Raw genomic sequence first — 14776 nt, forward strand, 5'->3', positions numbered from 1 at the left:
TGTAACGGCCAAGGTTGCTAATACCAGCTGTGACTCGTTCCGGACCTTCATCAGTCGCTGATATCAATAACTTCAAAGGTCGGATCTGCTCCAGAGAGCACATCCATGCAGCCCCATCCCGTGATAAATTCGTAATGTCGAACAGGATGATGAACCTTCTTCCATGGCTCCGACTGGGTGTCCGCGAAGGTAGAACCCTCCACGCGATATGCGAAGTGCCTTGGAACTAGTCCCTCGTTCTTCGTAGGCTGTTGTTCGGTGCTGAGCGGCATTTCGTCCAAGAGACGCACTATTGTCGCGCCATTGAAGCGAACACGAAGCGCCTGCCTGTTTGCGTCCGGCAGAAGGAAGTCCGCCGAAAGGCTATAGGCTTCCCACTTGATCGTGAGAAGGTCGCTCTTATCGCAGTCGAACCTCACGCCTGCGTCGATCGCAAAATACTTAGGCACAGCTTGCTCCGGCGACACCAAGCAGGTACGCCTTCTATCATTTTTCAGCTTGAATGTCCGCAGATCGTCCAACTCGGAAATTCGCTGTGGTCCATAACTGCACTTCTTTCAGAGGCACAGCTGACGTCGTACGCGTCCAGGCTGCCGCGCCTCCCAGCAAGCCCTCACGCCGGCTCCGCAGCTTTCGTCCCCAGCGGCTTCGGCACCATGCCGCCGCCCGGCTTGAGGTGGAATTCGTACGTCATCAAATGCCATTGCCCATTCGCCTTGGTGCCGTCGGGCATTGCAGGATCGTTGCGCGGCTCGACCTTGGCGACGAGGTCGTCCTTGACGCCGAACACGACGTCGGAATCGAGATACTTGTCGCCGCCGACGAAGACGTGGGTGATCAGCGGCTCATAGCCTTTCGCATTGACCAGGAAGTGCACATGCGCCGGGCGCATCGGGTGGCGACCCGTCTGCACGATCATCTCGCCGACCGGGCCGTCGGTCGGGATCGGATAGCTGCATGGCAGGATGGTGCGGAAGAAGAAGCGGCCGTCGCTGTCCGTGATGAAGCGCGCCCGTGCCGAGGAACCGACCTCGTCATAGTTCGGTTTCTGGGAGTCGTAGAAGCCGTCGTCATCGGCATGCCAGACATCGACGGGAACGCCCGCGAGCGGCTTGCCCTTGAGGTCGGTGACGCGGCTCTGCACGAACATCCGTTCGCCCGTCTGATTGTTCGGCGAGATGTCGGTGCCATGCGCGGTCACCTTGTGCTCGCCGACATAGAACGGACCGAGCACTGTCGTTTGGGTCGCGCCCTCGCGGTCGCGGTGGTTGACGGCGTCGACCAGCATGGAGACGCCGAGCACGTCGGACAACAGGATGAACTCCTGGCGCGTGTCGGTGCATTTCTGCCCCGTCCGGGTCAGGAAATCGATGGCGTATTCCCATTCCTCGAAGGTCAGGCCGGTCTTGCTCACGTAATCGTGCAGCGACTTCACCAATTCCTGCAGCAGGAATTTTGCCCGCGTATCAGGCGTCTGGTCGAAGCTCCGAACGACGGCTTCGGTGAGTTCGGTCTCGTTGAACTGCGTCATGATGCGTTGCCCTCGCGTTTTTCTCGTTGGCCCGGGCGGGCTCCCTGGAGGCGTTCCGAAGCCGAGCCTACACCAGTCGGCCCGGCCGCGTTAAGCGCAACCGACTTGGAATGGGGCCGCCATTTCGGTATCAACTTTCCGACAAAATGCCCCGGAGGAACTGATGCTCGCCCCCACCCCCGCCTCGCCCGAATCCGTCGGCATGTCCAAGGCCGCGCTCGACCGCGTCGATGCCCATCTGAAGAACCGGTACATCGATGCCGGCCGCTTCCCGGGGACCCAGCTTCTCGTCTACCGCCGCGGCAAGATCGCTCACAGCTCGGTCCAGGGCTTTGCCGACGTCGAGCGCAAGGCGCCAGTGAAGGACGACACGATCTACCGTATCTATTCCATGACCAAGCCGCTCACCAGCGTCGCCTTCATGATGCTGGTCGAGCAGGGCCTCGTCGCGATCGACGAGCCCGTCGCCAAGTACATTCCGGAATGGAAGGATCTCGGCGTCTTCGTCGCCGGCACCTACCCGGCCTTCCTGACCCGGCCGCCGTCCCGGCCGATGCTGATCGTCGACCTGCTGCGCCACACCTCCGGCCTCACCTACGGCTTCCAGCAGCGCTCCAATGTCGATGCCGCCTATCGCAGCGAGAAGATCGGTGAGGTCGAGAAGTCAGGCACGCTCCAGACCATGATCGAGGGACTGGCAAAGATCCCGCTCGAATTCTCGCCGGGCGAATCCTGGAACTACTCCGTCTCAACCGACGTGATCGGCTACCTCGTCGGCAAGATCTCGGGGATGCCTTTCGAGCAATTCCTGAAACAACGCATCCTCGATCCGCTTGGCATGACCGACACCGATTTCCACGTGCCGGCGTCGAAGGCGCATCGCTTCGCCGCCTGCTATTCCGCCGATCCCGGCGGCGGCATGACCTTCCATGCCGGACAACGCCGCGAGGGCCTCACTCTTCAGGACGATCCGACGACGAGCTCGTTCCTGTCACCGCCCTCCTTCGTATCCGGAGGCGGCGGCCTCTGCTCCACGGTCGCCGATTATCTCACCTTCTGCCGCGCGCTGCTCAACGGTGGGGCGGTTGGCGGCGTCAGGCTGATCGGGCCGAAGACGCTGGCGCTGATGACGAGCAACCACATCCCGGGCGGACGCGCGCTGCCGGAGGTGTCGCGCTCGCTGTTCTCCGAAGCCACCTATAACGGCATCGGCTTCGGCCTCGGCTTCGCCGTCACCATGCGCCCGGCGGAGACGCTGATTGCCGGCAGCCCAGGCGAGTACAATTGGGGCGGCGCGGCCACGACCTCGTTCTGGATCGATCCGGCCGAGGAGCTGATCACGATCTTCATGACGCAGGTGCTGCCGTCGAGCGCCTATCCGATCCGCCGCGAGCTGCGCAGCATGGTCTACGCCGCCATCACCGAGAGCAATCTGTAACCAATCGCGGCCGTCGACCGCGGCAGGGCTATCGCATATGACTCGTTGCGGCGCCTGCACGCACGCCTCGTCCTTCGAGACGGCGCTTGCGCGCGCCTCCTCAGGATGAGGCTAATCAGCGTCAGTACCCGTTGAAACTGCTCCCAAGCACTCCGTCCTCATCCTGAGGAGCCCGCCCAAAGCGGGCGTCTCGAAGGATGGCCACGGGGAAAAGCTCTCAGATGCGATAGCCTACCGGCCGCGGGCTTCCCCTATCAGGCACTCATTTCAGCATCTCCGGCACGATCAGACGCGGCAGGAACAGCGACACGCTGGGCCAGACGATGACCGCCGCCAGCACGAGCAGCATCGGGATCAGCATGATCACCGTGTCCTTGAGGGCATAGCGCAGCCGCACGCCGGCGATCGAGCAGGCGATCATCAGACACAGGCCGTAGGGTGGCGTCACCAGTCCGAAGGCGAGCGATACGATGGAAATGATCGCGAACTGGACCGGATGGAGATCGACCGACTTGGCGAGCGGCTCCAGCACGGTGCCGACGATGATGATCGCCGGGATGGCGTCGAGGAAGCAGCCCACCACCAGAAAGCAGAAGGAAATGAAGAAGCCGGCCGCAACAGCGCCCATGCCCCAGGTCGAGACATTGGCCAGCAGCTCTTGCGGGATCTTGTAATAGGCGAGCAGCCAGCCGAACGCACTTGCGGTGCCGACACAAAACAGCGCCACGCCGGCAAGGCGCCCGGTGTCGAGCAAGGCCTTGTACAATTCGCGTGGCCCCGTCTCGCGGTAGAAGAATGTCGAGAGCGCCACGGAATAGAGCACCGCGACGCAGGCGGACTCGGTCGCGGTGAACCAGCCGAGCAGAATGCCGCCGACGACGATGAACGGCGTCATCAGCGCCGGTATCGACCGCCAGATGGCGGATCCCATCTCGACCCAGGTCGATTTCGGATAGGTGGGGTAGCCCCGGCGCACGGCATAGATGTGCACCGTCACCATCTGCGCGCCCGCGATCAGCAGGCCCGGCACGATGCCGGCCAGATACATCGCCGCAATCGAGGTCGAGATCAGCCCACCCCACACGATCATCAGGATCGACGGCGGAATGATCACTGCAAGCACCGCCGACACCGCGGTGATGGCGATGGAGAACGAAAGGTCGTAGCCCTCCTTGTTCTGCGCATCGATGAAGATCTTGGACTGGCTCGCCGCATCGGCGGTGGAGGAGCCCGAGATACCGGCAAAGAACACCGACAGCACGACGTTGATCTGCGCCAGGGATCCCGGCCAGTGCCCGACCATCGAACGCGACAGCGTCACGAGGCGATCGGTGATGCCGCCGATGCTCATCAGGTTCGCCGTCAGCAGGAAGAACGGCACCGCGAGCAGGATGAATGAATTGTACGCATTGAAGGTCTCCTGCGCGAGCATCATCAGCGACAGGCGCGGCTCGATCAGCAGGATCGGCACGCAGGCAAGGCCGAGCGCGAAAGCGACCGGCACACGCGCGATGAGCAGGCCGATGAAGGCCCCGAACAGCACCATCGCAGCCTGTCCGGCAGAAAGTACGGTGCCGCTCATCTCTGTGCCCCGACCAGAACGCGTATTTCATCGATGATCTGTTCACCCGCAAAGACGATCCACGTCAGACCGGCCACCGGCCAGGCGACATGGATCAGCCAGAGCGGCAGATCGGCCAATTCCGACGTTCTGTTCCAGGCAAAACGGGTGAACTCGATGCCGGCGGTGACGAACACCAGCGCCAGCGCCAGCACGCCGAGTCGCGCGAGGATCCGCACCGCGGCCTCCGACCGCCGCGACAGGTCGGGCCACACGTCGACCTCGAAATGCTGCGCCTCCCTCACACCGACCATGGCCCCGATCATGATCGTCCAGATGAACAGGAAGCGCGCCATTTCCTCGGTCCAGATGTAGGACGGAATGAACGGCGTATAGCGTGAGATGATTTGCAGCGTGACCGGAACAACAAGAATGCCGACGCAGGCGGCCAGCAGGAATTCCAGCAATTTCGCATAGGCCGCCGTGATGCGGCGCCACAGCGACGGTGTGGACGGGACGTGCATTTCGGACATTGGAGCTCCGTGCGGCGACTCATCCGCCATGTCCGGGCAGGAAGCGGGGCCTGCCCGGAATGCCGACGGCGGATCAATCGACCTCAGACGACGTTGATCTTCTCGAAAATGCCCTCGGCGCCGATTTCCTTGGCGTAGGTAGCCATCACGGGATCGGCGAGCTTCTTCATGGCGTCGCGCTCCTCGAAGGGAACGCGCTTGAGCTTGCCGGCCTTTTCGAGCGTGTCGAGCTTGACGACCTCTTCGCTCGACTCCAGCTGGCGGCCGTAGTCGCCGGCCTCCTTGCCGGCCTTCATGATCGCGTCTTGCAGATCCTTCGGCAAGGTCTTCAGCGTCTTCACCGAGAAGCAGATCGGCCGGATCGATACGGCGTGCTGGGTCAGGTTGAGATGCGGGGCCACCTCGTAGAACTTCATCGCCTCGACGCCGGCCGCCTCGTTCTCGCCGGCCGAGATCACGCCGTTCTGGATCGCGTTGTAGATTTCGTTATAGGCGATCACGGTCGGGCTCATGCCGACGGCCGCAAAGGTCTTCGACCAGATCGGAGCGCCCTGCACGCGAACCTTGAGCCCCTTGAGGTCGGCAAGATTCTTGAGTGGCTTGTTGGCGAAGATGTTGCGGATGCCGCCGCCGGCATAACCGATCAGAACGACCTCGGCCTTGGCCGCGACCTCGTCGGCGATCGGTGCCAGGATGTTGGCTTCGACCACCTTGTTCATGTGATCGATGCCCTTGAACACGAAGGGCGCATCGATGAACGGGGCCGCCTTGGCGAAGGTCGACATGTGAGCTGGGGAAACGATGCCGTAATCGACCGCCTTGCCCTGCGACATGTACTCGAAATACTGCTTCTCGAGGCCGAGCGAGGAGTTCTTGTGCAGGGTGAAATTGACGGGCTTGCCGTAGTACTTCTTCACCAGCTCCTCGAACCGGATCAGCGCCCGGTTGAAGGCATGGTCGTCATTGAACTGGACCGCGCCGTTCAGCGCGATCGGGGCTTGCGCCCTGAGGATCGACGGCATGCCGATCGCAGCCGCCGCAGTGGTCGCACCGATACCAGCGAGAAATGACCTTCGCTTCATCGTCTCCCCTCCCTTTGAGGCTCCGTCCCTGTCGCCGGGGCATGAGCGCAGCCGTTATGCGGCTTGCATTCATGGAGCGTATGAAAAACTACGGCGGGACGGAAGTCATTTCGCTTGGGCTGGACGTCCTCCTCGTCGCGGAGCTCCGCCGGTGCCGTCTGCTGCACTGCCGCGATCGCGATGATCTGACGCCACTCCAGACTGCGTCGCAGCGTCTTTCGCGGGATCGCTCCGGCCGTGAAAATCGTGGCACCGGGCAAGTACTGCCCTTATGGTCCTCCCAAAATCATGATCCGGCGCCGCTGCGCTGGAACCGGGACGCCCACGCTTGTCAAAGCTCACCCTGCCGGTCCGGCTCGCCCTCCTGGTCGCGGGAACGATGTTGCCGCTGATCGTCTTTGCCGTCGGCCTCGCCTATTCCAACTATCGCCAGGATCGCAGCGAGGCAACGCGCCGGGTGCTGGAGACCGTGCGAAGCATGCGCCTCGTGCTCGACTCCGAGGTGCAGCGGATGACCGGCGGCTTGCAGGTGCTCGCGCTCGGCGATTCCCTGCAAAGCGGCGATTTCGACGGCTTCCGCCGGCTGGCGGTCGAATTCACGAGCCAGTATGGCGGCGATAGCGTCCTGCTGCTGGCCGACAGATCCGGCCGGCAGCTGTTTTCGACCGTGACGACGGAAGCAGCGAACCTGCCGCCGCGCAACAATCGGGAGATCGTCGAGCGGGTGTTTGCAAGCAAGGCGCCGCAATATTCCGACCTGTTCGTCGGTTCGACCGAGAAACGGCCGATCGTGACCGTGGAAGTTCCCGTGCTTCGCAATGGCGAAGTGGCCTATGCGCTCTCCTTCAGTCCGCCGATCGCGATATTCCAGAAACTGGTCGAGCAGCAGCGGCCAAACGATCAATGGACGGTGTCGCTGCTGGATACCAAGGCGCGCGTGTTCGCGCGTACACCCAACCCTGCCGAGACGTTCGGCAAGCAGGCTTCCGGCGCACTCTACGAAGCGATGTCCCACACACCGGAGGCCGCGCTTTCAACGGTTTCGCTCGACGGCGTCGCGCTGTCCTCCGCCTTCACCCGATCACAGCTGACCGGCTGGACGGTCGTGGCCGGCGTCAGCGAGAGCTCGCTGATCGCGCCGCTCTGGCGCGACATCGCGATCACCAGCCTGATCGGCGGCATCCTGCTGCTGGTCGGCCTCACCTTTGCAGTCAGGATGGCGACCACGATCGCACGCGGCGAGATGCTGCACGATCTGCTGATCGAGGAGCTCAACCATCGCGTCAAGAACACGCTGGCCCTGATGCAGGCGATCGCGGTGCAGACCTTCCGCAGCGCCAGTCGGGACGAGCGGACCAAGTTCGAGGGACGGCTCGGCGCGCTGGCCGAGGCGCATAATCTCCTGAGCCAGGAGAAATGGGCGGGCTCCGAGCTCCGGGACGTCATCGCCCGCGCGCTTCAGCCGTTCCTGATGAGCAATTCCGACCGCATCCGCATGGCCGGCCCGACGGTGCCGCTGTCGCCACGGCTCGCCGTGGTGCTGTCGATGATCGTGCACGAGATCGCCACCAACGCCGCGAAGTACGGTGCGCTGTCCAACGAGACCGGCCGGGTGACGCTGGACTGGGAAGTCATCGCTGATGCGCCGAAGCCGCGACTGCGGCTGATATGGACCGAGACCGGCGGACCGCCGGTGACGGCGCCGGTGCAGCGCGGCTTCGGCTCGCGCCTGATCGAGCGCAGCGCGCGCGACCAGCTCGACGGTGAGGCAACCGTCGATTTCCTGCCGCGCGGCGTGGTCTGCACGGTGATCTGCACGCTGGACGAGGCGCCCTGATCCACGGCCTCCCCCAGCGCATATCGCAACGCAGCACGGTCATGCTGCGACAATTGCGCCTGCCCGCACCCAATCATCCGATGTTAAACATCGGATGATTGTGAAGCTGCCGGGCGTGGCAGCCAAGACAAATGAACCGGCCGCGACAGGCCGGACGGGAGAAACGTACGAGTGGCAAGAGCGCGCCCGAGCCCCGTCGACAAACTGGTCAAGCCCGGCCGCATTCGCGCCGTGCTGACGACGCTCGGCCGCGAGATCGCCCAGGATCTCATTCCCGTCGGGACGACCCTGCCGCCGGAGCCGGAGCTCGAAGCCCGCTTCGGCGTCGGGCGCGGCGTGGTGCGCGAGGCCATCAAGACGCTCGCCGCCAAGGGCCTCGTCAGCGTGCGCCCGCGCCACGGCACGCAGGTGCTGCCGCGCCACGAATGGAGCCTGCTCGACCGCGACGTGCTGAGCTGGCTCGTCGGCCAGGACGAGCCGGATCGCGACCTCCTGCTGGCGATCCAGGAGGTGCGCTCGATCATCGAACCTGCAGCCGCAGCTCTCGCCGCCGAACGTGCCACCAGGAACGACCGCTGGCGGATCGACACGGCCTTGGCCGCGATGCAGAGTGCAAAGGACCAAGCCAGCGCCCTCGCCGCTGACAAGGCATTCCATCTCGCCATTCTGGACGCGACCCACAACCCGGTCCTCCAGGGCTTTCGCGGCGCGATCGATACCATCCTGAGCACCGTCTTCTCCGTCGCCGTCGTCAGCACCGGCGGCTGGTTCAGGGATAATCTGCCGAACCACGCGGCGGCGGCGCGAGCCATCGAGAGCGGCAACCCGGAGAAGGCGCGCGCCGCAATGGAACGCCTGCTGGGCTATACCCGATTGAAGCTCTCGAACCGGAAGACGGCCATCGCCGCCGCGACCCGTAAAGCGGTCGGATCGGCCGTGCGCTCGCCCAAGAAAACGAACCTCAAGAACAAGAGAAAACGCCATGGACCGTGACACGAAGGGCTTGCCCAGATCCTCGCTCCACCGGAAATCGTAAGGCTCGCACACCGACGGAGATAGGCCATCGCGCGAGACGTGGTTACGATGGCGGGAAGATCAGCGTGAAATGCCGGCACAGGCATAGCTGAGCGCAGGGAGGTCAAATGCAGGTGACGGGCAGTCTGAAGGGACGATCGTCGCGGCTGATGCGCAGCGTCAATTCGCTGGCGGGGGCCGCGATGTTCGTCGCGCCGCTGCTTGCGCTGGTCGCGATCTGGGCCATCGTCGTACCGCTGTTCAACGTCAATCCGCGCGTGTTTCCCTCGGTCGGTGCGGTCGGCGCGGCCGCGCTGGACTCGATCCGCGACGGCACGTTGTTCACCCATGTCGGCGCGAGCCTCTTGCGTGTCGGCCTGGGCACGCTGATCGGGATCGCAACCGCCGTGCCGCTCGGCATCGCCATGGGCGTCAGCCCGACGGTTGCGGCCTTCCTGACGCCGCTGTTCCGCTTCTTCTCCGTGCTCGCCGGCATTGCCTGGATTCCGATCGCAACGTTGTGGTTCGGCTACGGTTTCGGCGCGATCGTCTTCGTGATCTTCAACGCCGTGTTCTTTGTCGTCGCCTACAACACCCTGCTCGGCGTCAGGACCATTCCACACACGCTGCGCAACGCCGCCGCCTCGCTCGGCGCCGGCCGCTGGGCGCTGCTGACCGAAGTGCTGCTGCCGGGCGCGCTCCCCAACATCGTCACCGGCATTCGGACCGGCCTTGGCTTCGCCTGGCGCGGGCTGATCGCCGCCGAGATGATCGCGACCAATGTCGGGCTCGGCTACATGCTGTTCGTCGCGCGCGACTTCTACCGCACCGAGGTGATCGTGTTCGGCATGATCGTGATCGGCGTGCTCTGGCTTCTGATCGACCGCCTGCTGCTGGTCCCGCTGGAACGCGCGACCATCGAACGCTGGGGCATGGTGAGGCGCGCATGAATCTGATGCTGCAAATCTGGGCCGGCTATACGCGCCTGACCCGGCGCTGGCCGGGGCTCGCCGCGATCATTCCCTTCATCCCGGTGCTGGCGCTATGGACCGCGGTGAGCGAGGCCGGCTTGTTTCCGCGCGCGTTCTTTCCGGGCCCGGCCGACGTCATGCGCGCGTTCTTCACCCTCACCTACAAGGGCATCCTGCCCGACTATCTCCAGGACAGCCTGATCCGACTCGCGACCGGCGCCGCGGTCGGCATGGCGCTCGGCATTCCCCTGGGGGTCCTGATCGGCACCAGCCGCTGGGCGCACCGCATCTGCTGGCCGGTGCTGCTGTTCTTCCAGGCCATCGGCGACATCGCCTGGCTGCCGATCCTCCTGATCTGGTTCGGCTTCGGATTGACGACGATGACCTTCGTCATCGTCTACACCGTGCTGTTCCCGGTCGTGCTCAACACCGTGCTCGGCGTCGAATCCGTGCCGCGCGACCTCTCGCGCGCCGCCTTGAGCCTCGGGGCCTCTCGCGCGCGCGTTTTGTGGGAGGTGACGCTGCCGGGCGCGCTGCCCAACATCATCACGGGCCTGCGCAACGGGCTCGGCTATGGCTGGCGCGCGCTGATCGCAGTCGAGATGATCGTCGGAACCTCGGGCATCGGCTTCATGATGTTCGACGCCCGCCGCGCCGGCTCGACCGTCGAGATCCTGCTCGGCATGATCATTCTCGGATTGCTCTGGTACATCGTGGACGCCTGGATCCTCGCGCCGCTCGAGCGTGCGACCGGCCAGCGTTGGGGGTTGGTGACATCATGAAGACGCTCTCGCTGCGCAATCTCGGCAAGACCTATTTCGATCCCTATGCGGGCGCGCATGTCACCGCCGTCCACGACGTCTCGCTCGACGTCGAGCCCGGTGAATTCATCTCGGTGGTCGGCCCCTCCGGCTGCGGCAAGACGACGATCCTGAACATGATCGCAGGCTTCATCCCCTATTCGAAGGGGGACATCCTGCTCGACGGCAAGCCGGTGCACGGGCCCGGCCCCGAGCGTGGCGTCGTGTTCCAGTCTTTCGCGCTGTTTCCCTGGAAGACGGTGCTCGACAATGTCGGCTTCGGCCCGAAGATGCGCGGTGTGCCGAAGGCCGAGCGCGACCGCATCGCGCGCGAATATCTGGCGCTCGCCGGGCTCTCGCACGCGGCGCACCGCTATCCCAACGAGCTCTCCGGCGGCATGCAGCAGCGGGTCGGCGTGGTGCGCGCACTCGCCAACAACCCCGACGTCCTCTTGATGGACGAGCCCTTCGCCAGCGTCGACGCGCAGACGCGCATGACGCTCCAGGAGGAACTGACCCGCATCTGGCAGGAGCGCAAGCCGACGGTGATCTTCATCACCCACGACGTGCCGGAAGCGGTGTTTCTCGCCAACCGCGTGGTCGTGCTGTCGAAGGGACGCGTGCTCGACGAGATCGCGGTCGACCTGCCGCGACCCCGGGTCTGGGACGACCTCGTCAAGGACGATCGCTTCAAGCAGCTCTCGGCGCGCGTGCTGCAGATGGTGCGGGCAGCATGAGCATCGCCTCCGAGGTCCTGCGTTCGCCCAAGGGCCGCATCGTGCTCGGCACGATCGCCGCATGGGCGCTGTTTCAGCTCTGGCTGACGATCGCGGCGCCGGGAAAGATTTCGCCGGAGCTCACCGGCACATCGGAGAAGGTCAACGTGCAGATCGAGCTGCCGTTCATGCCGGAGCGCTTCCACGTGCTCGCGTTCCAGCAATACGGACGCGTCTCGGGCACGGACGAGCACTCGATCGAACTTCGCGGTGTCAAAAGAACGGACCTCAACGCCGTCGCCCGGCCTTACTGGGTGACGGCGGTGGGGCCGATAAAAGAGGGAGGCTGAGGACATGAAACGACTCTTGCTGCTTGCGATCGCGCTTGTGGCCGGCATGGTGCCGGCGAGCGCCCAGACCTTGACGAAAGTGAAGGCCGGCATGGTCACCGGCATCGACCAGATCGGCCTGCCGATCGCGCTCGAGCGCGGCTTCTTCGAGAAGTACGGGCTCGACGTCACGATCGCACGCCCCTACGCGACCGGCGTCGATGCGCTCAACGCGCTGCAGGCCGGCGAAAGCGAGATCGTGCAGGTCGGCGTGCCCATGATCGGCGCCGTGCTGCGCGGCATGGACCTCGTCGCGCTCGGCAATTACAGCGGCAACGCCACCAAGGCCGGTTCCGACGCGACGATGGCGATCATCGCGCGCGAAGGTTCAGGCATCGTCAAGGGCGACCTGTCGAGGCTGAAGGGCAAGAAGATCGCGGCGTCCTTCGGCACGATCAACCATCTCTACATCCTGGCGACGCTGGAGAAGGCAGGGCTGAAGCCCGACGACGTGACGCTGGTCAACACGCCGCCGCCGGACATGACCGTCGCCCTGCTGGCCAAGGGCATCGATGCGTTCTCGGGCTGGGACCCCTGGCCGATCGTTGCCGGCAAGGATGTGCCGGGCGCGGTCGAGATCATCCGCGGCGGCGACGTGATCTCCTATATCGGCTTCAACGTCGCGCTTCGCCCCTGGGTGCAGGCCAATGGCGAGACCATCGAGAAATTCCTCGCAGCCGTCTCCGAGGCCGACCAATGGATGCGCAAGAACCCGAAGCTGGCGGCGCAAGTCGCCACGCGCTGGATTCCGGGTCTGAAGCAGGAGGTCGCGGAGACTGCGATGCAGTTCAACATCCAGCAGGCGGACCGTCGGCTGTCGGCGAACAACTACCGCGCGTTGTGGAGCGCCGAGGACCGGCTCGCCCGGCTCGGCATCCTCAAATCGACCTTCGACGTCAATGCCCATATCGAGCCGAAGCACATTCTCAAGGTCATGAAGGATCGTCCCGAACTGTTCGCCGACCTGCCGCCGATTCCGGAGGCTGCAGCAATCACGCCGGGCTATGTGTTCAAGCCTTAAGCCTGCTGCACACGTCGAGGCCGGCGCGCGATGCGCGCCGGCCTAACTGATCGCAATGCCGGGACTGTCTCCAGGCCCGGTTTCATTTATGCAATCGGCAATCGCCGGGCGACTGGTCTAGACCGTCGTAATGCCGTCGATCGGGCTGATATCCCCGACGAAACGCAAGAGATCGGCCATCGTGAATTCGCCCGGCACTTGCGATGGAAGCGTCGGCTTCCAGGTCTTGCCCTTGAGCCAAAGGTACGACTGGTGATCGCCATGGACGAGGCCGACGAAGACCTCGGCGAGCAGCGTCGCGCCGACCGGCCCGAGCCGTTCACCGCCGCCCCGCTGCTCCGCCTCCTTGAGAATGTAGTACCAGAGCGGGGTATGCTGGTGCAGGCCATGCTTCTTCGCCACAGCACCGTCGGTGCCCTTCGAGATTTCTTCCGGAGACAGTGGGTTCTTGATCTTCATGGCCTTGGCGACGTCCTGCCCTGACGGCAATCCCAGCAACACGCCGCGCTTGAGGTTGCGGAACGGCAGGCTGCCGCCGTCGCCGGGCAGGGTGTGGAGTTGCGGCACGACGAACGGATCGATCTTGCGCGAGGGATTGAGCGTCACGCCCGCAGGATTGTTCGGCAGCACTTGGAAGTAGCGCCGCCAGTCGATGATCCAGTTGCTCGAAAGCACCGGAAGCGGGAGCGGCGGCGTTATCGGGCTCGGCGCCAGGTCGCCGATGATTCCTCCCGAAAGCCCGGTGAACCTGAACAGCAGGTCGAGCGTCGCCGGAGTGAGTCCGCCCGGCGTGAAGATCCTGTTGTGACTATAGACCTGGCGGACCATGCTGTGCCCGAGACGGTAGACGGCGCCTGAAAACTCGACGGGCATGTAGGGCGTCTTCTTGAAGCGGTAGAAACGCCGCCCCTGCTCGAGAATCTTCGCGACGATCCCCTTCTCGGTGATCCGCTCGACGAAATCGTGCAGGACCATCCATTGATAGTGCCAGGTCACGATCCGGCGCGCTTCCTCGAAGATCTCGCCCGCCGGCTTGCCCGACGCCGCGAGCTGATCGCAGACCTTGTTGTGAAACTTCAGCATCGCAAGGTGGGTTTGCGCGACGACCAGGTTCTCGTCGTTGCGGTGATCGCCGATGAGGGCGAACCCTTCGGGATTGCGCGGCAGGTCGTTGCGATGATCTCCCGTGATGGTATCGACGTTGACGGTCTTGCCAATCAGGAGCTTGGGTCCCGGCGTCTTGCCGCTGTCGCTCGCCGAATTGCGCGCGTACAGATGGCGGCTCCCGTCGGGACCGAGACCGTAGATGCTGTCGAGATCCAGTGCGGGCGTGCGAAAATTCGTGACCGCCGTCGGGTCGGCTTCCTTCTCGCCGAAGGAGGTCAGATCGAGCGTGATGTCATGGTCGACGAATTGCCCGAGATAGGTGAAGCCGGCCGGAACTTTGAGATTGTTTCCCGCGGCGTCGCCGGGGGCGGCATCCTTCATCGCGTCGGCGAGCTCACGCAGCGGACCGTCGTCGACAGCCAGCGGCTCCAGGGTCGGAAACATCCGGCCAAACATGCCCGGATCGTCGTGTCCGGTAAGCGTATCCAGAAATTGTCGCGTCGGTTGACGTCCGGCCTTGCCATGACCGGGATGAACATTGACGTCGGTTCCCATCGCTTGCTCCTGCTCAGAATGCTTAAGGGAGAGGGGCTCCGAAGATGTCGCTTGGTCTAAAATTCTCGTTTCAGTATATGTTCAGAAGAATTGCCCCTCAGGGTGCAGTACAACGAAATATTACCACAGATTGTATGCTGCGAGTGAGCCTGCCCGCGAGGCTTTTTGCCCCACCGACGACACAGGCTTTTGATCGGCTGGAGTTCAAGCAGAAGAGACTA

The 14776-nt window shown here is 64.0% G+C and carries 14 protein-coding genes; 8 read left to right on the forward strand and 6 right to left on the reverse strand.

Going from position 1 to position 14776, the window contains the following annotated elements; genetic code table 11:
• Positions 1-50: 50 nt before the first annotated feature.
• Together XH96_RS28485 and XH96_RS28490 are read right to left on the reverse strand one after the other, a co-directional pair.
• The gene (locus XH96_RS28485; RefSeq protein ID WP_246789769.1) at positions 51-521 is read right to left on the reverse strand and encodes a hypothetical protein; all 471 of its coding nucleotides are present in this window, start codon (positions 519-521) and stop codon (positions 51-53) included.
• A 92-nt stretch (positions 522-613) separates the two neighbouring features.
• Positions 614-1531, reverse strand: a complete 918-nt coding sequence (locus XH96_RS28490) for an intradiol ring-cleavage dioxygenase (RefSeq protein ID WP_194388846.1) — start codon at positions 1529-1531, stop codon at positions 614-616.
• A gap of 163 nt (positions 1532-1694) precedes the next feature.
• Between XH96_RS28490 and XH96_RS28495 the strand changes: the two genes are divergently transcribed.
• Positions 1695-2969 (forward strand): serine hydrolase, encoded by a 1275-nt coding sequence (locus tag XH96_RS28495; RefSeq protein ID WP_194388848.1) that lies wholly within the window; start codon positions 1695-1697, stop codon positions 2967-2969.
• Positions 2970-3231: 262 nt separating this feature from the next.
• Here the strand turns inward: XH96_RS28495 and XH96_RS28500 are convergent, their stop codons facing one another.
• The 3 genes from XH96_RS28500 to XH96_RS28510 all read right to left on the reverse strand — a co-directional run bounded on the left by XH96_RS28500 (position 3232) and on the right by XH96_RS28510 (position 6145).
• The gene (locus tag XH96_RS28500; protein WP_194388850.1) at positions 3232-4551 is read right to left on the reverse strand and encodes a TRAP transporter large permease; all 1320 of its coding nucleotides are present in this window, start codon (positions 4549-4551) and stop codon (positions 3232-3234) included.
• The gene (locus XH96_RS28505; protein ID WP_194388851.1) at positions 4548-5063 is read right to left on the reverse strand and encodes a TRAP transporter small permease; all 516 of its coding nucleotides are present in this window, start codon (positions 5061-5063) and stop codon (positions 4548-4550) included. Before XH96_RS28505 ends, XH96_RS28500 begins: the two co-directional genes overlap by 4 nt.
• Positions 5064-5146: 83 nt before the next feature.
• Complete coding sequence (locus XH96_RS28510; protein WP_194388853.1) at positions 5147-6145, reverse strand: TRAP transporter substrate-binding protein; 999 nt, start codon at positions 6143-6145, stop codon at positions 5147-5149.
• A 379-nt stretch (positions 6146-6524) separates the two neighbouring features.
• Between XH96_RS28510 and XH96_RS28515 the strand changes: the two genes are divergently transcribed.
• The 7 genes from XH96_RS28515 (at position 6525) to XH96_RS28545 (ending at position 12893) form a co-directional block, all read left to right on the forward strand.
• The gene (locus tag XH96_RS28515) at positions 6525-7982 is read left to right on the forward strand and encodes a sensor histidine kinase (RefSeq protein ID WP_194394293.1); all 1458 of its coding nucleotides are present in this window, start codon (positions 6525-6527) and stop codon (positions 7980-7982) included.
• A 171-nt stretch (positions 7983-8153) separates the two neighbouring features.
• Entirely contained in the window at positions 8154-8975 is an 822-nt protein-coding gene (locus XH96_RS28520; RefSeq protein ID WP_194388855.1) for a FadR/GntR family transcriptional regulator, read from the forward strand.
• A 149-nt stretch (positions 8976-9124) separates the two neighbouring features.
• Complete coding sequence (locus tag XH96_RS28525) at positions 9125-9946, forward strand: ABC transporter permease (protein WP_246789770.1); 822 nt, start codon at positions 9125-9127, stop codon at positions 9944-9946.
• Positions 9943-10749, forward strand: coding sequence for an ABC transporter permease (locus XH96_RS28530; RefSeq protein ID WP_080659888.1), 807 nt, complete (start codon positions 9943-9945; stop codon positions 10747-10749). The genes XH96_RS28525 and XH96_RS28530 overlap by 4 nt, the downstream gene beginning before the upstream one ends.
• Positions 10746-11504, forward strand: a complete 759-nt coding sequence (locus XH96_RS28535; RefSeq protein ID WP_124159510.1) for an ABC transporter ATP-binding protein — start codon at positions 10746-10748, stop codon at positions 11502-11504. The genes XH96_RS28530 and XH96_RS28535 overlap by 4 nt, the downstream gene beginning before the upstream one ends.
• Entirely contained in the window at positions 11501-11833 is a 333-nt protein-coding gene (locus XH96_RS28540) for a hypothetical protein (protein WP_194388857.1), read from the forward strand. The genes XH96_RS28535 and XH96_RS28540 overlap by 4 nt, the downstream gene beginning before the upstream one ends.
• A 4-nt stretch (positions 11834-11837) precedes the next feature.
• Positions 11838-12893 carry an ABC transporter substrate-binding protein gene (locus XH96_RS28545; protein WP_194388858.1) on the forward strand — a complete coding sequence of 352 codons (1056 nt, stop codon included), beginning with the start codon at positions 11838-11840 and terminating at the stop codon, positions 12891-12893.
• A 117-nt stretch (positions 12894-13010) separates the two neighbouring features.
• On the opposite strand, the gene XH96_RS28550 is transcribed toward XH96_RS28545, so the two are convergent.
• On the reverse strand, positions 13011-14555 hold the full coding sequence (locus tag XH96_RS28550) for a heme peroxidase family protein (RefSeq protein WP_194388860.1): 1545 nt from the start codon (positions 14553-14555) through the stop codon (positions 13011-13013).
• Positions 14556-14776: the final 221 nt, after the last annotated feature.

This window comes from Bradyrhizobium sp. CCBAU 51765 (genome assembly GCF_015291725.1).
Classification (GTDB): domain Bacteria; phylum Pseudomonadota; class Alphaproteobacteria; order Rhizobiales; family Xanthobacteraceae; genus Bradyrhizobium; species Bradyrhizobium liaoningense.

Excerpts from the sequence above, each read along its gene's own strand:
- XH96_RS28550 (WP_194388860.1), bottom strand. The coding sequence starts at position 14,555 with ATGGGAACCGACGTCAATGTTCATCCCGGTCATGGCAAGGCCGGACGT.
- XH96_RS28545 (WP_194388858.1), top strand. The coding sequence starts at position 11,838 with ATGAAACGACTCTTGCTGCTTGCGATCGCGCTTGTGGCCGGCATGGTG.
- XH96_RS28530 (WP_080659888.1), top strand. The coding sequence starts at position 9,943 with ATGAATCTGATGCTGCAAATCTGGGCCGGCTATACGCGCCTGACCCGG.
- XH96_RS28515 (WP_194394293.1), top strand. The coding sequence starts at position 6,525 with ATGTTGCCGCTGATCGTCTTTGCCGTCGGCCTCGCCTATTCCAACTAT.
- XH96_RS28525 (WP_246789770.1), top strand. The coding sequence starts at position 9,125 with ATGCAGGTGACGGGCAGTCTGAAGGGACGATCGTCGCGGCTGATGCGC.
- XH96_RS28510 (WP_194388853.1), bottom strand. The coding sequence starts at position 6,145 with ATGAAGCGAAGGTCATTTCTCGCTGGTATCGGTGCGACCACTGCGGCG.
- XH96_RS28500 (WP_194388850.1), bottom strand. The coding sequence starts at position 4,551 with ATGAGCGGCACCGTACTTTCTGCCGGACAGGCTGCGATGGTGCTGTTC.
- XH96_RS28495 (WP_194388848.1), top strand. The coding sequence starts at position 1,695 with ATGCTCGCCCCCACCCCCGCCTCGCCCGAATCCGTCGGCATGTCCAAG.
- XH96_RS28540 (WP_194388857.1), top strand. The coding sequence starts at position 11,501 with ATGAGCATCGCCTCCGAGGTCCTGCGTTCGCCCAAGGGCCGCATCGTG.
- XH96_RS28490 (WP_194388846.1), bottom strand. The coding sequence starts at position 1,531 with ATGACGCAGTTCAACGAGACCGAACTCACCGAAGCCGTCGTTCGGAGC.
- XH96_RS28505 (WP_194388851.1), bottom strand. The coding sequence starts at position 5,063 with ATGTCCGAAATGCACGTCCCGTCCACACCGTCGCTGTGGCGCCGCATC.
- XH96_RS28535 (WP_124159510.1), top strand. The coding sequence starts at position 10,746 with ATGAAGACGCTCTCGCTGCGCAATCTCGGCAAGACCTATTTCGATCCC.